At 33.5% G+C, this 22,897-nt stretch carries 20 protein-coding genes; 9 read left to right on the top strand and 11 right to left on the bottom strand.

What is annotated here, in order from left to right; translation table 11 throughout:
* The first annotated feature begins 12 nt into the window (after positions 1 to 12).
* Positions 13 to 906 (top strand): type II methionyl aminopeptidase, encoded by an 894-nt coding sequence (gene map, locus J4418_03095; protein ID MBS3113042.1) that lies wholly within the window; start codon positions 13 to 15, stop codon positions 904 to 906.
* Here map and hisS read toward each other — a convergent pair.
* From hisS to J4418_03080, 3 genes are all read right to left on the bottom strand, one after another.
* Positions 890 to 2,173, bottom strand: coding sequence for a histidine--tRNA ligase (gene hisS / locus J4418_03090; protein MBS3113041.1), 1,284 nt, complete (start codon positions 2,171 to 2,173; stop codon positions 890 to 892). The genes map and hisS overlap by 17 nt on opposite strands.
* Before the next feature lie 427 nt (positions 2,174 to 2,600).
* On the bottom strand, positions 2,601 to 3,836 hold the full coding sequence (locus tag J4418_03085; protein ID MBS3113040.1) for a translation initiation factor IF-2 subunit gamma: 1,236 nt from the start codon (positions 3,834 to 3,836) through the stop codon (positions 2,601 to 2,603).
* 53 nt (positions 3,837 to 3,889) lie between these two features.
* The gene (locus tag J4418_03080) at positions 3,890 to 4,324 is read right to left on the bottom strand and encodes a 30S ribosomal protein S6e (protein ID MBS3113039.1); all 435 of its coding nucleotides are present in this window, start codon (positions 4,322 to 4,324) and stop codon (positions 3,890 to 3,892) included.
* A gap of 205 nt (positions 4,325 to 4,529) precedes the next feature.
* Between J4418_03080 and J4418_03075 the strand changes: the two genes are divergently transcribed.
* The 8 genes from J4418_03075 (at position 4,530) to mnmH (ending at position 15,851) form a co-directional block, all read left to right on the top strand.
* Positions 4,530 to 5,363, top strand: a complete 834-nt coding sequence (locus tag J4418_03075) for a TIM barrel protein (protein ID MBS3113038.1) — start codon at positions 4,530 to 4,532, stop codon at positions 5,361 to 5,363.
* A gap of 88 nt (positions 5,364 to 5,451) precedes the next feature.
* Positions 5,452 to 7,395 (top strand): methionine--tRNA ligase, encoded by a 1,944-nt coding sequence (metG, locus tag J4418_03070; protein MBS3113037.1) that lies wholly within the window; start codon positions 5,452 to 5,454, stop codon positions 7,393 to 7,395.
* 103 nt (positions 7,396 to 7,498) lie between these two features.
* Complete coding sequence (locus tag J4418_03065; protein ID MBS3113036.1) at positions 7,499 to 9,586, top strand: hypothetical protein; 2,088 nt, start codon at positions 7,499 to 7,501, stop codon at positions 9,584 to 9,586.
* A gap of 94 nt (positions 9,587 to 9,680) precedes the next feature.
* Positions 9,681 to 12,650 carry a hypothetical protein gene (locus tag J4418_03060; GenBank protein ID MBS3113035.1) on the top strand — a complete coding sequence of 990 codons (2,970 nt, stop codon included), beginning with the start codon at positions 9,681 to 9,683 and terminating at the stop codon, positions 12,648 to 12,650.
* Positions 12,650 to 13,951 carry a hypothetical protein gene (locus tag J4418_03055; GenBank protein ID MBS3113034.1) on the top strand — a complete coding sequence of 434 codons (1,302 nt, stop codon included), beginning with the start codon at positions 12,650 to 12,652 and terminating at the stop codon, positions 13,949 to 13,951. Before J4418_03060 ends, J4418_03055 begins: the two co-directional genes overlap by 1 nt.
* Positions 13,945 to 14,391, top strand: a complete 447-nt coding sequence (locus J4418_03050) for a hypothetical protein (protein MBS3113033.1) — start codon at positions 13,945 to 13,947, stop codon at positions 14,389 to 14,391. Before J4418_03055 ends, J4418_03050 begins: the two co-directional genes overlap by 7 nt.
* A 189-nt stretch (positions 14,392 to 14,580) precedes the next feature.
* Entirely contained in the window at positions 14,581 to 14,757 is a 177-nt protein-coding gene (locus J4418_03045; protein MBS3113032.1) for a hypothetical protein, read from the top strand.
* 86 nt (positions 14,758 to 14,843) lie between these two features.
* Positions 14,844 to 15,851 carry a tRNA 2-selenouridine(34) synthase MnmH gene (gene mnmH, locus J4418_03040; GenBank protein MBS3113031.1) on the top strand — a complete coding sequence of 336 codons (1,008 nt, stop codon included), beginning with the start codon at positions 14,844 to 14,846 and terminating at the stop codon, positions 15,849 to 15,851.
* On the opposite strand, the gene J4418_03035 is transcribed toward mnmH, so the two are convergent.
* From J4418_03035 to J4418_03000, 8 genes are all read right to left on the bottom strand, one after another.
* Positions 15,841 to 16,578, bottom strand: coding sequence for a 50S ribosomal protein L11 (locus tag J4418_03035; protein MBS3113030.1), 738 nt, complete (start codon positions 16,576 to 16,578; stop codon positions 15,841 to 15,843). The genes mnmH and J4418_03035 overlap by 11 nt on opposite strands.
* Before the next feature lie 188 nt (positions 16,579 to 16,766).
* Positions 16,767 to 17,249, bottom strand: coding sequence for a transcription elongation factor Spt5 (locus J4418_03030; GenBank protein MBS3113029.1), 483 nt, complete (start codon positions 17,247 to 17,249; stop codon positions 16,767 to 16,769).
* A 2-nt stretch (positions 17,250 to 17,251) separates the two neighbouring features.
* Positions 17,252 to 17,455, bottom strand: a complete 204-nt coding sequence (locus J4418_03025; protein ID MBS3113028.1) for a protein translocase SEC61 complex subunit gamma — start codon at positions 17,453 to 17,455, stop codon at positions 17,252 to 17,254.
* A 20-nt stretch (positions 17,456 to 17,475) separates the two neighbouring features.
* A complete protein-coding gene (gene ftsZ, locus J4418_03020) occupies positions 17,476 to 18,570 on the bottom strand; it encodes a cell division protein FtsZ (protein MBS3113027.1) in 1,095 nt (364 codons plus the stop codon).
* Positions 18,571 to 18,640: 70 nt separating this feature from the next.
* Complete coding sequence (locus tag J4418_03015; GenBank protein ID MBS3113026.1) at positions 18,641 to 19,336, bottom strand: peptidylprolyl isomerase; 696 nt, start codon at positions 19,334 to 19,336, stop codon at positions 18,641 to 18,643.
* 78 nt (positions 19,337 to 19,414) lie between these two features.
* A complete protein-coding gene (locus J4418_03010) occupies positions 19,415 to 19,969 on the bottom strand; it encodes a cytidylate kinase family protein (GenBank protein MBS3113025.1) in 555 nt (184 codons plus the stop codon).
* Between the two features lie 2 nt (positions 19,970 to 19,971).
* A complete protein-coding gene (locus tag J4418_03005) occupies positions 19,972 to 22,074 on the bottom strand; it encodes a hypothetical protein (protein MBS3113024.1) in 2,103 nt (700 codons plus the stop codon).
* A 13-nt stretch (positions 22,075 to 22,087) separates the two neighbouring features.
* Positions 22,088 to 22,897: hypothetical protein (locus J4418_03000; protein MBS3113023.1), on the bottom strand; the 810-nt coding region annotated here is incomplete at its 5' end.

Raw genomic sequence — 22,897 nt, 5'->3', positions numbered from 1 at the left:
AGTATAGCCCATATGACACAAGATTTTAATTCTTTGAGAAAGGCAGGACAAATAGCAGGCAAGGCTCTTTATTTTGGCAGCAGTTTAATAAAACCTGGCGCTAAACTGTTAAATGTAACAGAACAAATTGAAGCATTTATAAAAAATGAAGGCGGAGAGCTGGCATTCCCGGTTAATATTTCGTGCAATGATACTGCTGCACACTACGCCGCTAAAAAAGATGACAATTTTATATTTAAAGATGAACTTGTAAAACTTGACGTTGGCGTGCATGTAAATGGTTATATCGGTGACAATGCCTGTACAATTGATTTGTCAGGCAAGTATAAAAAATTAATTGATGCTTCTCGCGAGGCATTAGAAGCAGCTATATCAATTGTTAAACCGGGGGTTGAAATTGGCGCAATAGGCTTAGCAATCGAATCTGCAATTACAAAAAAAGGTTTTCACCCGATAAAAAATTTATCCGGACACGGCCTTGACCAATATATTACACATTGTTATCCTACAATCCCTAACTATGACAATGGCGATGGAGAAGAACTTAAAGAAGGAACAATAATTGCGATTGAACCATTTGCAACAGAGGGTGTAGGAATGATAAAAGAACAAGGAATACCCGAAATTTTTTCAATGACGAGCTTCAAAGCAATGCGCGTAGGATTTACTAGAGACATTTTAAAATATATTGAAAAAAAATTTAAAACTTTGCCTTTCTCCAAAAGAAGTTTATATGAAAAATTTAGCGAAGCGCAAGTAAACTATACCCTGAAAAAATTGAATGAAACTGAAATGGTGCATGAATACGCCCCATTGGTTGAAAGGTCTGGCGGAATGGTAACTCAGGCAGAGCACACATTACTTGTTACTAAGAATGGATGCGAAGTTCTTACAAAAGTTGTTTAATTACCTGCTTAACTGATAATAATTCTTCTTTACCTGTTTTCATATCTCTTAATTTCACTTTATTTATCTCTAATTCTTTCGGTCCAACAAATAATACGTACGGAATTTTTAATGCATTGGCGTAATCTAAATTTTTACTGATTCCTTTCCCAATTAAGTCAATATCAGTATTAAGATTATTCTTTCTTAATTCTTGCGCAATCCCTAAAGATTCTTTTAATGTTTTTATTGGAATAACATAAACTTTAACTAAACTTTCCTGTTCTTGCTTGTTATCGCATTTCAACGCATCAGTAATCACATCAAGCCCAAAACTAATTCCGGTGGCAGGATATTCTTTTTCTGTTGAAAGAAGGTCCCCAATCATGTTATCGTATCTTCCCCCTCCGCAAATAGAACCGGTTATCTGACTTTTTTTTAAAAACCCCTCAAATATAGACCCAGTATAATACCCTAAACCGCGAGCAAGTGCAATATTAAAAATTACATCTTTATTCTCAATATAAGAAAACAATTCTTCTGTTTCGTCCAATGCTTTCTTTCCCAAATCGGACAATAAAATTTTTCTTAGTTCATTTATTTTTTGTTTATTTGAACCTTCAATATCAAATGCAGTAAATAACTTTTTAATTTCTTTTTCGCTTAATTCTTTTTCAATTAACTCGATTTTTACGCCGGATTTGCCAATTTTAGCTAACTTATCGATAGAAATAATTACGGAATTTGCTTTTGATTCTTGAATCCCGGCATAATCAATTATTGCTTTCAATAATTTTCGATTATTAACTTCTAAATAAGCCTCTAAATTTAACCTTCTAAAACAGTCTAATGCAAGAAAAATTAATTCTGCATCAGCAACAACACTTCTAGTCCCAACAATATCAACGTCACATTGCCAAAATTGTCTATATCTGCCTAATTTTATTGGCCCATCCCTAAATACCGGCCCAACCTCATATCTTTTGAAAGGCATTTTCAAGTTAGGATTCATCCCAATGTATCTGCAAAAAGAGAGTGTAAGTTCAAATCTTAAACCTAATCTTCTTTTACCTTGATCAGTTAATTTGAAAGTTTCTTTCATAACATCAGATTCTTTTCCTGCCCCGCCTTTTGCGGAAAGTACGTCGTATCTTTCAATAATGGGAGTTTCAAATGGTGAATAACCATATTTCTCAAAAACCTCTGTTAAGTTCCTAACTACATAATTCCGAATGATTTTATCTCTGGGTTCAATATCCTTTACTCCTCTCGCTGTTTCAAGGTTCATATGGCTGAGCCATTTCTGTGCCCAGAATCAAAGATTCTTGGGTACGAATAGCATGTTCGCTTTGCTCACCCCCTGCCGTATTTTGAGCACAGTCGAAATTCCAAAATAATAATCAGTAGTGAAACCACTTGTCAATACTTACAATTTTGTTGTAAGTTAGGAACGAAGTGACTTAAGACAAATGGAATTCCGATGTTTGAAACATAAAGTAGCCAAAAATGTTCTTGCAGTCATAGTTAAATCGAAGATACTAATTGAGAATGAAATGATTCTGAACAGCACCGATGGTTCTTGCACAAATTTAAGAATAAATTGAGAATAATTTTTTACCGCTTCATTAAGTTGTTTTTTAACAATAAACAAAATTATGTTAATGTTATAGCAGTTAATTTCACAAAATAGCCTTAGCTATGCTCATACGGATTATTTAAACAATAACCCCATAACCAATTAACCTAAACCTATTACCGACTCTTCGGGAAATTGTGACTCTTGCCCCATTATCTGCGCACACTGCAAGCTTAAGTTTACATTCAAAATAATCTTTTTTTAGTTTTGTAACAACCCCAACAGTCGCGGCTGCATTCACATTGAGCATTAATGATTCCCCAATTTTAATGCCTTCAACTACAAGATCCTCTTTAGAGCCTACAACCCGTTCCATTAAATGTGTCTCAATTTTTAATTCAGACCATACAGGCGGCAATTTATCAACATGACCAACTACACTGCCTGTAAGTGCATCAGATTTAACAATTGCAGGATCAAGAGAGGTTAAAATTCCAATTGAACCTCCCGGACCTAACTTTTTTACGTCAACACCGCCAGTTTTCAACGCGAATATTTTAGTTTTAATGGATTTATACTTTGCAACCCCCTGCTCATTATAAGTCTTTCCAGGCCGAATTTCAATTTCATCTTTTACTTTAAACTCCCCCTGCGCAAGTGCTCCCCCGATAATGCCCCCAACCATATCGAGCGGATTAGAACCCGGTTTATTTATATCAAAAGACCTTGCAACATACATTAAAGGTATTTTTGTAGAATCTCTTTTTGGCACTTTAAATGTATCTATCATTATGTCAAGCAATATTTCAATATTAACACGACGTTGCGCAGAAATTGGCACAATTGGCGCTTTTTCATAAGCCGTGCCTTTCAAGAAAGCTTGAATCTGTTCATAATTTTTAATAGCCTGTTCCTCTGTTACGATATCAATCTTGTTTTGCACAACAACCACTTTATTTAGACCGGAAATCGAAAGGGCCATTAAATGTTCCCTCGTCTGCGGTTGAGGACATTCTTCATTAGCTGCAACAAGCAATAATGCGCCGTCCATAATAGTTGCGCCAGATAACATAGTAGCCATTAAACTCTCGTGGCCAGGGGCATCTACAAAACTAATTTTTCTTACTGCTAAAGCTAATTTGTTACAATGTTTTTTTTCAAGAACATGTTTGCCGCAAACTTCACATTTTCTTATTGTAGCATCAGCATAACCGAGCCTAATGGTGATTCCTCTTTTTAATTCTTCAGAATGAGTATCTGTCCATTTACCTGAAAGGGCTTCAGTTAAAGTAGTTTTACCATGATCAACGTGCCCGACTAAGCCAATATTTAATTCGGGCTGTACAATTTCAGGGTTTTTTTTTGGTCTTGCCATTAATTATATGAAAATTCTAGATATAACTATATAAAAGTAACGCTTATTATAGTTTATTCAGATGCAGGAGCTTCTTCAGTTGCAGGAACTTCAAAAATAGAAGATTTACCTGTTTTAAGAATTTTTAGGTTAATTTGAGAAATCTTTTCGTGGATAACCTCAGAACATACTGTTTTTTTTCGTCTAAATCCTCCGCGATTTCTTTGTAATGTTTTTTTTCTAAGCTTTCTTTCTTTGCCTAAACAACCAACACCTTTACCCATTAAAAGAGATTTTCTTAGTGTACCGGATAAACCTTTTCTCATTGGAAAACCGCAATAGTCAGAACCGCCCCTGATCTCAAATTCATATCCTTCAAAGCCTAAATTTGCGCCTTCTACCCTGTCACCTATTTTTAAGCCAATGAATACATCTGCTTCAGATTCTTTTATTTCTTTCTGTAATGTTTTGCCTTCTTTTCCAGAGATTACAAGTTTAAATTCAGCCATTTACTATATGAATTAAAGAAGCCTTTATAAAGGTTACTATATCATAAGGAATATGAACAGCCAGATTAAATCTAAAATCCTCTTTAAGCGTGCCAAATTAGATGCATCTAAAGAAAATCCTACATTGCACCGATAAAAATACAGTGTTATCAAGCTTAAAAAAAAATGATTAAAAGAACTGAAAACTTTCTAAAGAAAAAATAAAATGGACAAAATAAGATTCGGAACTGCGGGCATACCCTTGAATATGCCTAATCGCAACACTATAGATGCTCCTAATTACATACGTGAACTCGGTCTTGATGCTATGGAACTTGAATTTGTGCATTCTATAAATTTAACAAACGAAAAAGCTAAAGAATTAAAAAAAGCTGCAGAGGATAATGACCTAAAATTATCATGTCACGCACCATACTTTGTAAACCTTTGTTCAAATGAACCTTCAAAAATTGCAGCAAGCAAGCAAAGGATATTGAAAAGCGCAGAAATTGCTAACATTGCTGGCGCAGAATCAGTTACATTTCATGCAGGATATTATCAGGGAAAAGACACTGAAAAAGTTTATGAAAAAATCAAAAAAGAAATTCAAGAGATAGTTTTAAGCTTAAGAAAAAAAGGCAATACAATTAAAATTAGTCCTGAAACAACTGGTAAAGGCAGTCAGTTTGGTTCAATAAAAGAGCTTGTAAAAATTGCCCAAGAAATTAAAGGTGTTTCTTTATGTGTAGACTTTGCTCACTTATACGCTAGAAGTATTGGAAAGTTTAACGGCGAAAAAGATTTTGGTTCAACTATTGATTATATCAAAAACGAATTAGGGAAAAGTTATATTGAAGATATGCACGTACATTTTTCAGGTATGAACTATGGCCCTAAAGGCGAAAGAAACCATTTAGTTTTAGAAGATGAAAATAACAAATTCGATTATAAAGGTTTAATTAAAGCATTTCAAAAGTACAAAGTTAAAGGCATTATTGTTTCTGAAAGCCCAAATATTGAAAAAGATGCGTTATTGATGCAAAAATTATTTATGCAATGAAAAAAACATTAAATTCTGCAAAATTAATTTAATGTATCTTAAGTAAGATATAGGAATATTTATAAGTAAAACACATTAAATTGGTACTATGGCTAAAAAGACTTATTACATAACCACTGCGATTGATTACCCTAATGGAAAACCGCACATTGGACACGCATTTGAAAAAATAATTGCAGATGTTTGCGCAAGATGGAAAAGAGTTAATAGTTATGATGTATTCTTTTTAACTGGCACAGACGAAAATGGCCAAAAGTTACAGGAAGCAGCTGAAACCGCCGGTCTTGAACCTCAAGCATTTGTTGACCAAATGGCTGAAAAGTTTAAAGAATTTGCAAAAGAATTAGAGATTTCAAACGATTTTTTTATAAGAACAACTGCGCCATATCACAAGAAAAAAGCAACTGAAATATTTAATAAAGTGCTGGAGAAAGGAGATATCTATAAAGGACTTTACCAGGGATGGCATTGCGTGCCATGTGAAACTTACTACACTGAAAAAAATTTAGAAAATAGTAATTGTCCAAAATGCGGAAGACCTGTAAAAGTTATTGAAGAAGAAGCTTACTTTTTCAAGCTAAGTAAATATAGCAATCAACTTTTAAAGCATATTAAAAAAAATAAAAAATTTATTTTCCCTGAATTTAGAAGAAACGAAATCCTGCACAGGCTTGAGAATGATGAATTAAAAGATTTATGCGTATCACGATCAACAATTAAATGGGGGATTCCTCTCCCAAATGATCCGGACCATGTAATTTACGTTTGGTTTGATGCCTTAATTAATTATATTTCCGGTTTAGGAAATAAAGAAGCGCAATTTTGGCCGGCAAATGTTCATGTAATCGGCAAGGATATTACTTGGTTCCATACGGTTATATGGCCTTGCATGTTATTTGCTGCAGATATTGAACTCCCAAATCAAGTATATGTGCATGGCTTTATTAATGATAAGAATGGAGAAAAAATGTCTAAATCTAAAGGCAATGTGGTTGAACCTTTAGAAATTATAAATAAATATAGCGCAGATGTATTGAAATATTATTTTTTAAGATCAACACCTGCGGGACAGGACGGAAACTTTTCTGAAGAAGATTTAGTTGAACGTTATAATACAGAACTTGCAAATGAACTAGGAAATTTAGTTACACGCAGCGCCGTGCTTGTTGAAAAATATTTTAATGGAAAAGTTCCAAAAGCCAGGCCGGATAAAATATTTAACACTAAAAAATTATTAAAAGAACTTAACGCAAATATGGAACATTTTGATTTCAATATTGCTCTTGAAAATATTTGGCGTACAATCAAGCAGATTAATAAATATATCAATGAAAAAGAGCCATGGAAAGAAGAAGATAAAAAGAAACTTTCCAAGGTGGTTTATACTGTAGTAGATTCGATTCGGCTAATTAACATCTTATTACAAGCATTTATGCCCCGTACTTCTGCAAAAATATGCAAGCAATACAACTTTAATCAAGAAACCATTGAACATTTTGTCTGGGGATTGCTTGAACCTAACACCGAAATTACAAAAGGTGAAATCTTGTTCCCTAAAACAGAACTTGATTCGAAACCTGTATTCCCATTAAACTTGAAAGTCGGCGAAATAACAGGAGCCGAAGAACATCCAGGGGCTGATAAACTATTAATTCTAAAAGTTAATATTGGAAACGAAATTCAGCTAATAGCTGGAATCAAAGAATGGTATAAACCGGCAGAACTAATCGGAAAAAAGATTATTGTTGTTTCTAACTTAAAATCTGCAAAATTGCGCGGTAAACAGTCAGAAGGCATGTTGCTTGCCGCTGAAAAAGAAGGAAAGGTTGTATTACTGAACTGTGATGTTCCATCTGGTTCAAGCATAGAAGTTGAAGGATTTAACAATGAAACCAAACAAATTGAGTTTAGCGATTTCTTAAAAGTAATTTTAGAGGTTAAAGATAAAAAAGTTTATTATTCAGGTAAACAGTTAAAATCAAAAAAATCTGAAGTTATTGCTGAAATAGGCGATGGCGCTAAAATTAGGTAAAATAATAATTTTTCTTTATTTTAATAAAATAAAATTAGGTTTTAATACTATAATATAATAATTAGTAATATTTATAAATACGAATTTCTTAAAATATGATAAGGTGTATAGATTATCAAAAAGAGGCCAAGTTACTTTATTTATCGCATTAGGTGTAATGCTCGTTTTTTCTATTGCAACATTATACGCATTTAAGAGTATTGGACAAGACTATGGAAATTTTAAACCGTACATTGAAGAAGTTCCTTCAGATCTCCAACCATTGAAAAGGTTTATTGAAAAGTGTGTTGAAAATACGGCCGTTGAAGGATTGAGAAAATTAGGCGCGCAGGGAGGATATATCGACATTGAACAACAAGGAATCATAATAACTCCGGAACCAACATCATCAGAAGGAGTTGAATTTGCGCCAGGCATCAAAGTTCCGTACTGGTTTTATATGAAAAGTCCCAATAGTTGCGTTGGAGCCTGCAACTTTGATCAAAGTTTAACACCAAGCAATAAAAAAATAGAAGAACAGCTTGCTATATATGTCGAAGAAAACCTTCAATATTGCACAAGAAGATTTGAAGAATTCCCTAAATTTACTATAGAAGACAGTGAACCTGAAGCGCAGGCTAACATTGGAGTTTCAAATGTACAAGTAAATGTGCTTTACCCATTAAAAGTTAACACCGGTACAAGAGTTACTAGTCATTCTAAGTTTTTTGCCCAGATTGATTTAAATCTCAGAAAGATATTGGATGCAGCAAGAGATATAGCAGGGATTGAACTTAAAAAGAAATTTTTGGAATATACTGATATTGAGTTAATAAGCACATATTCCGGCGTTAACAGAAATTTGTTGCCCCCTTTTGCTGCAAGTGAAATGCAGCTTAAAAATGTGTTCTGGACCAAAGTTGAAGTTGAAAAAAAACTAAAAAGCTTATTTGAAGAAAAATATATGTTTTTACAGGCAGATCCATCACTTAACATAGCCTTGCCGGAACTAAGCGCTGAAGAATATGCTGAAACTGCATTACAAATTTATAAAAATTTAATTGTGCCTTTTAGTTATACTAATAAGTTAAATGTAAATTTTAATTATTATTCCAATTGGCCAATCTATCTTTCATTAAATAGTAATAGCGGAGTTGTTATGCCCGAACAAATATTGCCGAGCATTATCCCTGGTTTAAGCCTGGCAATTGAAAAGTATGACACTATATATGATATATCACACCCGGTTGTCATTGAGATTGAAGACCCTGACGCATTAAAAGAACAAGGATATGTATTCAGATTTGCCCTTGAATCCAATATCCGAAACAATGAACCTTTAAAATATGAAAATAATCAAGTGTTCGGCGCTGAATTAGAAGATTCAATGTTTTGTGATATTGACAAAAGAAATTCCGGTGAAGTTCATTTAGAAGTAAGAAACTCTATCACGAATCAGCCTATTGAAGGTGTCAGCGTGTTATTTAATTCTGTTGATAGCTGCGTTATTGGACAAACGGATTTAAATGGCGAATTAACAAGCAACTTCCCGGTAGGTTTAGGTTCATTAACCTTTATACACCCTGAATATTTGCAGTTAGTTTCCCCTGATTTTACAACTGAACTGGATGCTAACAAAGAAGCAGGCATATTTAGGATGAAACCATTGGTATCTAAAAGAGTTGCGGGGAATATTAAACAATTAGATAGGCTTGGGATTAATCAATGGATACTTGAAAATTCACCAAGAGTTTTAGGGAAAAAAGAAAGCATGATGATTGTTTTTGAAAGATTACAAAATTCTGAAATTGATCCGGATTTTAAAAGAGTTGCAGTATTTGATACCAGTTCAACACAAGAAGATATAGAGCTTGTAGAAGGAAATTATAATGTTAGAGTGATGCTTATGTACGACGGAAATTTCACAATACCTGAAAGTTTGCAATGTTTCAAAATGAAAAAATTCATGAAAAAGTCTAAATGTGAATGGGTATATTTACCCGGCCCCGGAGACATGGTGATGCCAATGCCTGCAATTGAATATGAAATTCCTTTCACATTGTATAAAGAAGATATGAATAAAAATACGCCAATTACATTTTATGGGTTATTTGTCAACATGCCTGGCGCAAATAATTTAGTAATGGATGAAATAAGTGTTTTCGAAAATATGGCTGAAAAATATAAAGATAAGTTGACGCCACAAAAATGAAAACCTCAATAACTGTAAATAACAAAATTTTTACGGCCGTAATCTCAACTCAAATTATGCTAAAAACCGCAACGCAAATGGAGAATTATAACAAATGAATAAAAAATTTTATGCAATATTAATGATTATAATGATTTTGTCTATGCCGGTTACTTTTGCGCAAAGCACCATTAGCCAAATAAATGTCTATGGACAAGATAACACTAATGGTTATAATAGGGAAACGAATGATGATGCAATAGTTGAAGCAGTAGTAAAAATTGATAATGAAAGTTTTGTCAGCCCAGGACAAGTAAAAATTGAAGATGTTGAATTTGATACTTGTGTTGAAGTGAATAATAATTTTTTTAAGTGTAAATATGTTGAAGACGGGGGATTTTTTGAAGCTAAATCTTATCCATTTACTGTTTCATTATATAGCGAGTCAGGTTCAATTGTTGCGACCAAAGACGCATCTATTACTATTGATAATATTAATCCAGTTATTGAAGATTTAGAAGTTAAACAGATTGGAAATGATATCAAAGTTACCTATAAATTAACAGACAGCGCATGTCCAGATGCTTCCTGTGCAGGCAAATGTTCAGGTTTTAAAAGAATTGAATTTGTAGGGATTAAACAATCCGAGTTAAATGCTACAGGCAAATGCAGTTATACCGACAGCGAGATACTTGACCTTGAATCAGGCACATACGTCTTAAATGTTAATGTATATGATGGCGCAGGAAATATTGGGTCTTATACCTCGCAAAGCTTTACTGTTGACAAAACATTGCCGCGGGTTGAAACTAATGAAGCATTATTTTTCAAAGACGGCAAGGAAGTTTCATATATTGGCGTAAACGGATTACAACATGTAGATATTTTGGTTTACATTGAAGAATCCAATCTTGCCGAGGTTATTGGCGATTTATCATCACTAAATAAAATTACACATTATAAAATTGCGTATGAAAATTTAAAAGCCTCATGCAGGGATTTGGGAGGGGTACATTTATGCCAATGGAACGATGTTTATTTGTTCCCTGAGCAAGCATCCGGTCAAATTGATCTCAGTATAAAAGATGGCGCCGGGAATAATGCAGATCAAAGTGTGCCTTTCTCATTGCAGCTTGACAACCAAAAACCTTCAATAGTCTCAATTGAGAGCAACTGCAACGGGGGATTATGTTATTTAAAAGAAAAAAATAATACTCTTAAAATGAAAATTAGTGAGTCGGGTTCTGGTTTTGAAAAAGCAATATTAATTAACGGCCAAAAAAAATATTTTGTTGGTTTAAACTTAGGACAGCTTAACTCTATATATTCTAAAGAATGGGCAGATGATTGCGCTAAAGAAGATAATCTCTGGACATGTTACTGGCACAATATTGAAGTTGCTAAAAATCATGGCAGTTTTGTAAAAGCCTCATTAGCAGAAGGTTCACAAGACGACGCAGGCAACGCTTTAGAAGGGGTGCTGGAATCGGAATTTATAGTTGACAAAAAAGGGCCAATTGTGAAAGAAGCAACAATTAATTCAGGAGAGTTTGGATATTTACTGCAAGGCGAAGGATTAAACATTAAACTCGTGCTGGAAGAAGATTCACCGGTTCTTGCAATCGGCCGGTTTGGCGGAGTAATCAACGAAGGCCAAAATTTCCAAAAAGGCTGCGCAAGCTCCAATAAGAGCGAATATATCTGTGAATGGAACAATATTGGTTCTATAGTGCCCGGACCACTGATTGACGCTGAATATGAAATTGAATTGATTGATTTTAGCGGTAATTCAGTCATATATAATAACACCGTTGACATTGTTGAAGCTGAAGGACTGCCTAAAAATTATTGGAGAATGGAAGGCAACGTTTTAACTCGACCTGCTGCAATATCAAAGGATACACTCTTTAAATCACAAAAGGTTTATTTTGTTTTGCCATTAGTATCATCTGTTAAAAATATTAAAATTGTCGATGCTATATTAACTAGTTGCGCCGGTACAGGTTTAGAATTGAACAAAAGAATTATTGCAACTGATAATGGGATCTTTGTATCCGGCCAAACAAAGGGGGGACTTGGTTCAATCAACGAAATAAATGCCGAATGTAAATTACAAATTATTTCAGTTATCAATAGAGAGAGAGTTACACAACCACAAAATATTGATATTAGTTTAAAACTGCCAGTAGTTGATTCCCGCGCAGGCACAGTTGGGGCTACTGTTGCTAATAAAATTAAGAAAGCCCGTGAACAGGCAAAAATGACCGGTATATTTGGCATTCTTGAAAAGATATATGATATAAGCGAGAAAGTTTGCACTGGACTTAGGTTAGCTACATTGGGAAGCGACTTGTTCCATAAATTAAGTCTTGGACCTGCAGGATTAATTGATGCACTGAAAACTAACCCGCCTACTGCTCCTGCAGCAGTAAAAGCCCATGTTTCATTAGACGGCGCTGCAAAAAGCCAAAGCAGAGTAATACGGGGCATTACACAAAGTTTGAAAAAATTCTGTGGATTTATGTCATGCGAAAAAGGTTCATTCAGCGGACCATTGTCTAATTTTTATGAATCAATGTCAAAAACTACTGAAGCCAATTCCGCACCTGGAATGTGGCCGTCAAATCCAAAAGATAATCTTTTATTAAGTGCAATGACTGGTTGTATTCCAGGCGTTATGTATAATCTAAAAAAAAGGCAACAAATTCAGTGTTTATATATTGACTGTTTAGAAAATCAAGTCCCAACAGGCGTACCAGTTGCTTTCTGCGATAACCAGGTTGCTTATCAAGAGTGCAGATTTGTGTATGGACAAATATTTGATCTTATCCCATTTGCGCACATTGTAAAGAAATTTGGTCAGACAATTCAAAACTTGTTCCATGACCCTGTATCTTTAATATTAGGATTATCAGAAGAACTTTGCAGCAGCCCCTCAGCAAAAGCTAATGCAATTTGCAGAATTATTTCGTCAAGTAAAAAAGTACAAAGCATATTGCAAGATTTTAAAGCTTTAAAGGAAAACAAAAATTTACTTGACAAATTTGACGGTGCTGCAAATATATGCAAGAAGGTAGGGATATAATGAAACGAAAAATCAATTTAATTATAATTATGCTTGTATTTATGGTAATGATAAGTGTGCTTGCTAATTGGAACGCAGAGGTTACTGGAATGGATACGGAGACTATACCTTTAAATGAACTACCTAATAACGGGGTTGTAGGTAAAAATATATTATATGATCAGTCTGCACAAGCAGCAGTAGCTACTATCCTAGATGACCTAATGAATATTAAAGTAACACAAATCGGTACTGGTTCTAAACCCTCTCAAAATATTAAATCTAAGATTAAAGAAGTAGATGCAATTTTAACTCTTCTGATAAAAGAAGCCAAAGATAATTCAGTAGAATTTACAGATGAACAAAAAAATAAAATTAGGATAATAATATCTACAATAACAAGTTCTATTGACAAAACTACCCCATTATCAAATTTATATAAGTTACAATCCGCATATAAGGAGTACGATACAAGTATTACACAAAAAATAGAAGAACGGCATGAAGAATTAGTGAAATATGGCAATAACCCTTCTTTAATGAGCAATTTAGAAAACCAAGAAAAAGACCAAATTATTGCAGATTCTAATTCATGGCTTGCTGATGCAGAAGCCAGGAAAAAAGCAGGAGAAACCCCGGATTTTGATTTTGAACTTGCAAAAAAAATAATAAGGCAATTCGAACAAGAACGTTGGGATTCCCGCACATTCTATGAGCGAATGGATACGATTTATGAAGGAGCAACAGCAGGGAGGTATTTAGCAGATAAACTGGGTATAAATGGTTTTGAATGGTCTGAACGATTCTTCCAGGGATCTTTTGGCCAGTTTATCACAGGTGAACCCCCCGCGGGCATCTGCGACAAAACTATAAAAAAAGCAGGTTCAAGCCAAGGAATAATTGTTGATAGCTCGTTGCTTGGAAATCTTGTTGCGCATATTGAAGGAGAAAAAACCAAAATTATTAACCCTGAAGGTAATATAGAATATCTTTATAAAATAACTTTACAAATCAAACCTAAAAAAGAAACAGATAGGGTTACATATAATATAGATTTATTTAGCAGTAACGCATTGCAAGTTGCTATATTTAAACAGGACCAAAGTAAACAGGGCGCAGTAAACCATGTCGGTGAAACTGCATTTATACAGTATTCAACAAAAAATTACGACAAACTTTGTTTAAGGTCAAGTGTAGGAAACACCTGCAACAGATTTGCAGATATAACTGAATTTGCCGAAGTGATAACAGCACCAAATTCTGGCTCAAATAGCGGTTCAAGTCAATCAAATGCAGATTCAAGCGCAACAAACGCATGGTGAACATGATAAAAAAGCAATGGTTAGATACTATCTGGATTAATTTATTTTTAATTGTTTTTGTAAACATAATAATTACAGGATTTTTAAGTTATTTTTCTGAAGATTATACCTTATTATCTATAGTATCATTGGCATTAACCTGTTTTTTAGTTGGGGCATTGCATGGCTTTGTATTCGGAAAAAGGATTCATTACAAATTAAGAATTGCAGTTGGCCTAATATACGTAGCTTTATTACTTGTCCTAGAACTATTGATTTTCTGGCAACCGGGATCATTCTCACTTAACATGGTAATTCCAAGAATTATTCTCGTACTCGCATATTTCGCAGAAATTTACTTTATACTTGAAGGCAGCGCATGGTTAATGGTTTATTTTATTTTTAAAAAACAGCCAAAGACAAAATTAAATAAAAAGCCTGCCAAAAAAATAAAAAAGTAAAACTTAATTCTAAATAGAGAATCTCCCTGTCAAAAATAGAATTTGACTTGCCTATTAATAAAGTTTGCAATGTTATTTTTAATATCTGTAAAATCAGATTTTGCATGGAAAAACTTACTTTTCCGCATTTAATTTTTTACTTGAATAATACCGTTAATTTTATAAATCATCACTTATAATATCATTGTTATGGGGAAAAAATGCATCATCTGTTATGAGCCTGCCTTATTTTGTATTAAGGATTCATCTGAATGTTATTGCAATGAATGCGCGGAAGAACATTTTAGTGATATTTCTTTATTAGTCAAAGTTGAAGAAGAAACTAAAAAAATTAAAGAACTTATTGATAAAAAACGAGATAATTAATTTTTTTGCGTGAGGAACTTGAATTATATATAATACTCCCCAACAATCAGTTAATTTATTAAAATAACTGGATTATAACAGTTAATATGGTTAATTTATTAAAAGTTGAAGAAGCATTAGAATTAAAAAATAATGTTTTAATAGATACAAGAACACCTAAAGAATACAACGAATCACATATTCCTGGCGCAATAAATGCGCCAATCTTGAGTAATGATGAAAGACATATTATTGGACTGCTATACCGAAAAAATGGTTCTGAAGCCGCTATTGAAAAAGGAAAAGAAATATTTATACCCAGAATTGGCGAATATTTGAAATTTTTTAAACAGCACAAAGATAAAAACTTAATTGTATACTGTTCAAGAGGAGGTATGCGTTCTAAAGTAATAACGGAAATTCTTGAAAAAGGAAATTATAAAGCAATACAGCTTGAAAACGGGTATAAAGCATACAGAAATTATATTTTAAATAAATTGAATAATTATCATGTTAAACCCCGGCTGATTGTAATACATGGTTTAACAGGAACACGAAAAACAAAAATAATTCAAAAAATAAATATGCCTAAAATAGATTTAGAGGGGATTGCGCAGCACAGAAGTTCTTTATTCGGAGGAATTGGTTTAATCCCCAGAAATCAAAAAATGTTTGAAAATCTCTTATTTCATGAATTCAAAAAATTAGAAAATACAAAATATATAATCATTGAAGGTGAAAGCCGCAAAGTTGGCAACTCGATTATACCAGAAAAAATATATCAAGCAATGAAAGGGGGGTTGCATGTAAAAATTGAATGTTCGATGAATATGAGAATAAACCATATTGTTGAAGAATATCTAAATACTCCTGAAAAAATTGAACAAGTTAAGCAGGTTATACCAAAACTTAAACAATCCTTAACTAAAAAAATTGTTGATGAGCTGATGCAACAAATGGAAAATCGGCAGTATAATCAAGTAACAGAAACAATACTGATAAGATATTATGATCCAAAATATTCTTTTTCATTAGATGAAATCAAATACGATTTAGTTATAAAAAATGATGATATTAATCAAACCATAATAGAATTAATTAAATTTATTTCTTAACCGCAGTTGCTGCTCCTGCTACAGGCGCTGCTGCTTCCACAGGCAATAACTCTTCAATGATGCTCATTGGAACTTTCATCTCGAGCAATTTTGCTTTAATTGTATTTCTAGGCTTTTTCTCCATAGACTTAATTATACTTTTTGCAGTTGTTTCAAATTCAGCATGTTTTGCTTCCATTTCAGTTTTTAATCTCTTTTTCTCCTCTTCAAGAACCTTTAACTCTTCAACTGTTAATTCAGTTTTACCTGAAAGAATTTTTTCGTCAAATGTACCAGTATTAACATCTGCAATTGTTTCACGAGCTTGTTTGCCTTCAACAAGAATTCCCATAGAGTCGCAAGTTCCAATAATTTCTTTTACTCTCTCTTTTAAGCCTTTACCCAAAAGCTTGTCTTCTTTCATTTTAGCTATTTTTATAATTTGTTCAATTTTTAAATCAGCAACCTTATCAATTAGAGGATTGCCTGCGCCTTTGTCAACACCTGCTTCTTTCTTAATTAAAGCTGATGCTGGCGGGGTGCCTACACTAATGATAAATTCTCTTGTTTCAGAATCAATAGTTACTTTTACAGGAACCTGCATACCTTTAAAACTTTCAGTTTTTTTATTAATCTCAGCTACAACTTGGCCTATATTTACGCCTAATGGGCCTAATGCAGGACCTAATGGTGGCGCAGCTGTAGCTTTACCGCCCTCGATTAATACATCAACTGATTGTTTTGCCATAATACTTGAGATTTAAGTTTAGTTTATAAAACCTTCGATTTCATAAATATGGTTTCATGAACACAAAAAAAATAATAAAAATCCCAACCACAGCAAGCTGTGGGGTATTTTTTAACTTTATGTGTTTAATTAATTATCGTAGCAAGCTACGGATTATTAAACCCCTGAAGTAATAAAAATTAAATATTTTATTCCCCATCTTCTTTATCATCAGAATCTCTTCTAATAACTTTAACAGTGTCAAGTTTAACTGTTACTGGAATTGGGACAGCTGATTCTAAAAGTTGCACAACAACTTCTTCTTTGGTTTTGTCAACTCTTGTAACTTTTGCTTTTTCACGCTTGAATGGACCTGAAATAAGTTCAACAATATCATTCTTACGGATATTAACCTCTAGTTTGACTTGTTCAAGCATATGTTCAATTTCTTTATATTCAACAGGTTTTCTTAATATTCCCCGCGCATAAGGGATGCCAAAAGTAGCTTGTTCTGCATCTAATTTAGTTTTTGCTTCTAAAAATATATAACCGCGCATTCCATGCGGTTTTATAATTGAATAAACCTCTAATTTCTTCTTTAAAACATTAGAGTGTATGAAATCCATAACTTGATCTTCTCTATTTGCAGTTGTTCTTAATCCAAAAATTATTGTATTTTGTTGTTCTTCCATTATTACCATCCCATTATGAAATTTGAAATCAAATTAACCAAAAAGCCAATAAACCCTATTAATAAAATGCCTAAACCTGAAACTTTGACAATTCCCTGGAATTCGGAATAGTCTGGTTTTTTTGTAATCACTAAAACTCTTTTACATTCAACTAAAAATCTTTTTACCTTGAATTTCAATGAATTTGCTGAATCTTCTTGTTGCATTGTTTTATCCGCTGTCAATCTTAATCTACAAATTCTATCCCTAAATGATTTTCAATATCTTTCTTTTTTTTGTCAACAGTCATTTTTGAAGGACCAAAAATCTGGGCAGAGTTTACCCCTGTAACAATTAGCATCGCTCTAATTGTTTTTTCCATATCATCATAAATTTGGGCTCCCCAAATAACTCTTGCATCTACATCAAGTTTTTCTGAAACCGCTTCAACAACTTTACGCGCTTCTTCGAGCGTCATATCGGGCCCTCCTGCGACATTAATCAAAGCCCCATTCGCGCCCGAAATATCCACGTCAAGCAAAGGGTTTTCAATTGCTTTATGCACTGCTTCAATTGCTCTGTTTTCGGAATCTGATTCACCAACGCCAATAAGCGCCACCCCGCCGTTACTCATTACCGCCCTGATATCTGCAAAGTCTAAATTTACTAAACCTGCTTTAGTTACCATTTCAGCAATACCTTTAACAGCATTTGTTAAAACTTCATCAGCAACTTTAAATGCCGTGCTTAACGGCAAATCGGGTGCCAGTTCTAAAAGTTTATCATTTGGAATAACTATTAACGTGTCAACAATCTGTTCAAGCTTTTCAAGACCGTAAACTGCATTTTGATACCTTCTTTGGCCTTCAACACTAAAAGGCATTGTAACAATTGCTACAGTTAAAGCGCCAATTTTTTTCGCTAACTCAGCCACTACCGGAGCTGAACCTGTCCCGGTTCCTCCCCCTAACCCGCACGTGATAAAAACCATGTCTGAGCCCTGTAATGATTGTTTGATCTCTTGTTCAGATTCACGCGCAGCTTCTTCCCCCACTTTAGGGATTGAACCTGCCCCTAAACCCCGCGTTGTGTCCTTGCCGATAAGGATTTTCTTACCGGCAGTCGTATATAATAAATCTTGAGCATCAGTATTGATTGCAATAGTTTCAATTCCTTTGATACCAACCTCGCTAATCCGGCTAATAGTATTATTACCACCGCCGCCTGCACCAATAACTTTGATACTAGCCCTTTGCTGAGATAATAATGCTTCAAGTTCCGCATCAACGTCAGATTTTTGAGTCTGAGATTGTCTAACAACCCCATTTTGATGATTATACATATCCAATTTACCCACCTCTACACTAACTTAATAATATAATGCTGCTAATAATATAATACTGCTAAAGTATTTAAACGTTTTTATTGCCTAAATTCGCTTTTGAAGTCTCTTTATTTTTAAACGCAAATTTTATGCTTTTCACAGAAGGGATCATTTCACTGAACCTTTGCTTAAGCATATCTGCGAATTCATCAGGTATTTCAATTTTGGAATCAACGGATATTTCACCATTTTTTAAACTTATGTGCTCTGGTTTAATTCCAAGCTCAAGTTTCATTAATGCTTTAACTTTTTCTTCATCATGCTCAACTTTTCTATTAATTTTGATAGAGTAAATGACTTCTCTTCCGGCCAATGGATGGTTAAAATCTACAAAAATTCTACCCCCTGTCACAGTTCTTATAATCCCATATGCATTATCAATGTTAACCCGCATACCTGGAGCAGGGTTAATTTTTTGTTTTTTAAATACTGAGACCGGTATAAGTTTAAGCAATTTTGAATCTTTATTTCCGAAAGCTTCTTCAGAAACAAGCTCAATTTTATATTCCTTACTTACTTCTTTTCCTATTAGCTTCTTATCCAACATACCAATAAGTTGGGATTCACCTACACAGATAATTGCTGGCGCATAATCTATTTTTTCGTTAAATATTCCTGCTTTTTTTGCTTCTTTCGAATCAGTGGTATCAAATACAAAGCCTTCTCCTTTTAACCTTCCAGTATATTCAATTTCAATAAAATCTTTTTCTTGTATTTTATCCATATTAAACTACCTCATGATTTATCTTCATAAGAAGTATATCTTTGGTTATGGGGGAGTATTTATAAAAGTATCGGTTTACTAAACACGATTTTTTATGAATTTTAAAACTTTATCCAATACACCTTGTATGTTAAGTTTAGAGGTGTCTATCACTAAATCATATTTTTTAGAATCCATAAAATCAACACAATAATACTTTTTCCATCTTTCCATGTTGACTTCCATCCTCTCTTCAAGAATTTGTTGCGCTTCTTTAGCAGTTTTTACGGGCCTTTCAGATAAATCTCTTTTTTTAGATTTAATGTCTTCAAATATCCTTTGCGCTGAAATTTTATTGTCGCAAGTCAGAAAAATTTTAATTGAACTGGGGATAAAATAAAAACCTAACCATGAATCAATAACAAAATTATCCTGTTCATTAGCTAACTTTAATTGAGATGCGTCAACCTCTCTATCAATAGTATCATCTTCGGCTTCTAACCTTCCCAACTCTTCAATAGTAAGACTCCTGTCTTTTGCGTACTTGCGTTGCAAGTCCCCCATTGAATAATGTTTAAAATTAAGTTTCTTGGCGACAAGTTTTGCAATAGTGGATTTGCCTGAACCAGCCTTACCTGAAATCGTGATTATCATTTTTATCGTTTCATCTTTCTTAAAACTTCAATGTAAGAGTTTATGCCTTGGCCTATGCCTTTAGGCATCATTTTCCTTTTTCCACTGTACAACTCAGCGCGGGCTGAACCGGTAGAATATCTGTCTGTTGAAATAACAAGTTTATTTTTAACTCTTTTAATTTCATCATAAAACATATTAAATGAATTGTAATAGGTCTTAAAAAGTTCAGGTTCTTCTAAACGACTTTTTTCAAGAACTATTTTAATTTCATCCATAAATTTTTTACAGCTTATTGCTAAAAATGCAAATTTTGCAAGCTGATTTGAATAATCAGTTTTATTCGTTGCAGGAGCCATATTAAATATATTAGAATCTTGCGCTAAATATTGCAGCAGCAAATCAATCAACTTATCAATTTTATTGTTTAAACCATTCACATCCATAACACCGGCATTTTTGGACAACATCAATAACTTCTGACTTAAATCTTCTAATTGCAAATTTAAATATTGTGAATCTTCAACAAATAATTTTACTTTTGTTAAATCTGATTTACCAGGCAATAGTTTTTTCAATGAAGAAATTGGGAGATACAATGTTTTTTTTGCCTCAGCTGCTTTTTGAAGTTCAAGGTCAATAAGTTTTATTTCATCTTCAATAGCCTTCTGTAACTTTTTAACTTTTTTTTCAAGCGATCTATCGCCTAATTGTTGAGCGCGCGTGTAAATATTTTCACAAAATACCCAAATTACCCCATTACGCTTTTTCATATCGGCCAAACTTTTAACAAAATCCGTTTTACGAGCAACTAAAGCCGCTATAATATTGTCTTGCCTCTTAAATTGGTTGTGGATTAATCCAATTAGTCTTTGAATCAGCGGATCTGCTGTTCCAGCAACTGCAATAATTTGTTTCATGCCGTCTTTGATGTCCTGGGTTGCTTCTTTTAATTCTGAAGCTATTTTGTTTTCAATATCAATTTCAAATATTTCGCCAATTACATTTAATCCTTTATCGATTACTTGATTAACAACTGCAATGCTTTTGTCAATTTCTTTTTTTACATCCCCTATTGCAGCAGGATTTGAAGTCCCGTTTTCAGCAGCTTGTGCAGTGGTTTTTGCAGTATCAATTGCTTTAATTACAGGGGCTAATGCCGTCCCCAATAAAGGTAAATGTGGCGCCATACCTGAGGCATGGTTTATAATTTTGAAATATGTAGCGCTTGCAGCGCTAGTAACTGCACTGGCTGGAGCATTAGATGCAGTACTTACATTTGAACCCGGAGATGCAGTACTTACACTCTGACCTGGAACTGTCCCTGTCCCGAGATTTCCGTGTAACGTGCTTGTTCCCCCAACCGGGTTGACTGGAGCAGTTACACCCGAAGCCGGGATATTTGGAGTTGGTGTTGTTCCCACCCCAATTCCAGGTTGAAGTGTTGTCCCAGCCCAGCTTCCTGAAATTAATGAAAATACTTCAAATAAAAAGTAAATAGATAAAACTATTAAAGCAACAACTAGAATTAATATTGCTATATTATTAATGAACATAAAATTTTCTGCTGCATCTCTTATCTCTTGAGAACTTGTAGATTCAAATATGGTTTCAAAACCTGTCTGCATGCTTGCTAATAAAAGCAATATTAAAGAAAAAATTAAGAGCCTGCTTAATGCCAAAAATATATCACTTATCCCCAATCCGGGCAAAATTTTAAAATTTAAGTATAATAAACCAATTGCAGGCAATAAAAACAATAAAGATATTAAAATTGAAGAATATGCTCCATATACTAACAAAAGTGTTTCTTTTGGTAACAATATTGAAGTACTCCACCCAAAAACTAAAGCGATAAGTAAAGAACCTCTGCTCGAGGATTCATCATAAGATTGTCTTTTCCAATATTTATCAAGCACAGCAAAAACTAGGATAGTTACAAACATAAAAATGGATATTCTTGCAAAAAGTAACAATGTTTCGGTAGATGAATCGGTCACCCTAAATAGTATTAATAAAATTTCCCTGACATTGCTAAAAACTTTAGAATCTAATATTGCAGCATTAACTGGAATAATGTTAAGCAGAAACACCAATATGTTTGATATTAAAAATTTGTTTTTCATTTTTTGAAAAAAATTACCTGTTTATTAGCGCATTTAATTCTTTGATTAAGTTGTTGATGAACCGGTCTCGCCTATTGTTAGGAAGCATAGTTACTGCTTTTGCTAATTCTTTTTTTAATAAATTTAAATCTGAACCGCCAAACCTTAAACTATTTGTAATTTGATTATTAAAATTTGAAAAATTATTATAAAGTTCAACGAAAAGCGGAGATTCATGAATTAGATTTCCTTTCTTTAATAATGCACCCAACTCTTCCATCTCTATTGCCATTTCATTATCATGGTTTACTAAGTTAGTCAGCAAATTTTTAATTTCCTGCCCATTTATGTTGGTTGCTGCTTTTGATGCCAATTTGAGTTTATTAAATAATACATCAAAACGAAGCAACTGCCCTTCTAATTTACTGATAACTGGACGCATCTCTGCAAAAATTCCGCCCAGTCCCGCACCAGAAGTCAATAGTAATACACTTTTCTCTAAATTTTCGATTTGTTTTATTTGAGTTTGAAGGTTATCTACTAAAGCATCAACTCTTACTGAATCATTATTTCCAAATGGCAGCATTTTCCTTAATCCAGAAACAGGTAATCCTGCTTGTTCAATTATTTTATATACCCCATCAATCACTGTAGCCATGGTTTTAATTTCACCACCTACTTTTTCCACTAATTTATTTGATTCCCTAACTACTAAATCATTCCCGGTTTTTTGAGCCCATAACCTTACCATTTCAAATAAATTCATTAAATCTTGAAGCCGAATTATTAACTCATTGCCGGCATTTTCAGGATTAATGCGTTGACTAACTAAACCTTCTTTAAT

Source organism: Candidatus Woesearchaeota archaeon (assembly GCA_018303425.1).
Classification (GTDB): Archaea; Nanobdellota; Nanobdellia; order Woesearchaeales; family JAGVYF01; genus JAGVYF01.
This window is presented reverse-complemented; position numbering and strand designations above follow the sequence as displayed.

Coding starts and splice junctions, on each gene's coding strand:
- J4418_03055 (MBS3113034.1), top strand. CDS start 12,650: ATGAAACGAAAAATCAATTTAATTATAATTATGCTTGTATTTATGGTA.
- metG (MBS3113037.1), top strand. CDS start 5,452: ATGGCTAAAAAGACTTATTACATAACCACTGCGATTGATTACCCTAAT.
- J4418_03025 (MBS3113028.1), bottom strand. CDS start 17,455: ATGCAACAAGAAGATTCAGCAAATTCATTGAAATTCAAGGTAAAAAGA.
- J4418_03045 (MBS3113032.1), top strand. CDS start 14,581: ATGGGGAAAAAATGCATCATCTGTTATGAGCCTGCCTTATTTTGTATT.
- J4418_03015 (MBS3113026.1), bottom strand. CDS start 19,336: ATGGATAAAATACAAGAAAAAGATTTTATTGAAATTGAATATACTGGA.
- J4418_03035 (MBS3113030.1), bottom strand. CDS start 16,578: ATGGCAAAACAATCAGTTGATGTATTAATCGAGGGCGGTAAAGCTACA.
- J4418_03080 (MBS3113039.1), bottom strand. CDS start 4,324: ATGGCTGAATTTAAACTTGTAATCTCTGGAAAAGAAGGCAAAACATTA.
- J4418_03050 (MBS3113033.1), top strand. CDS start 13,945: ATGGTGAACATGATAAAAAAGCAATGGTTAGATACTATCTGGATTAAT.
- hisS (MBS3113041.1), bottom strand. CDS start 2,173: ATGAACCTTGAAACAGCGAGAGGAGTAAAGGATATTGAACCCAGAGAT.
- J4418_03010 (MBS3113025.1), bottom strand. CDS start 19,969: ATGATAATCACGATTTCAGGTAAGGCTGGTTCAGGCAAATCCACTATT.
- J4418_03030 (MBS3113029.1), bottom strand. CDS start 17,249: ATGGAAGAACAACAAAATACAATAATTTTTGGATTAAGAACAACTGCA.
- mnmH (MBS3113031.1), top strand. CDS start 14,844: ATGGTTAATTTATTAAAAGTTGAAGAAGCATTAGAATTAAAAAATAAT.
- J4418_03060 (MBS3113035.1), top strand. CDS start 9,681: ATGAATAAAAAATTTTATGCAATATTAATGATTATAATGATTTTGTCT.
- ftsZ (MBS3113027.1), bottom strand. CDS start 18,570: ATGTATAATCATCAAAATGGGGTTGTTAGACAATCTCAGACTCAAAAA.
- J4418_03005 (MBS3113024.1), bottom strand. CDS start 22,074: ATGAAAAACAAATTTTTAATATCAAACATATTGGTGTTTCTGCTTAAC.
- J4418_03075 (MBS3113038.1), top strand. CDS start 4,530: ATGGACAAAATAAGATTCGGAACTGCGGGCATACCCTTGAATATGCCT.
- map (MBS3113042.1), top strand. CDS start 13: ATGACACAAGATTTTAATTCTTTGAGAAAGGCAGGACAAATAGCAGGC.
- J4418_03085 (MBS3113040.1), bottom strand. CDS start 3,836: ATGGCAAGACCAAAAAAAAACCCTGAAATTGTACAGCCCGAATTAAAT.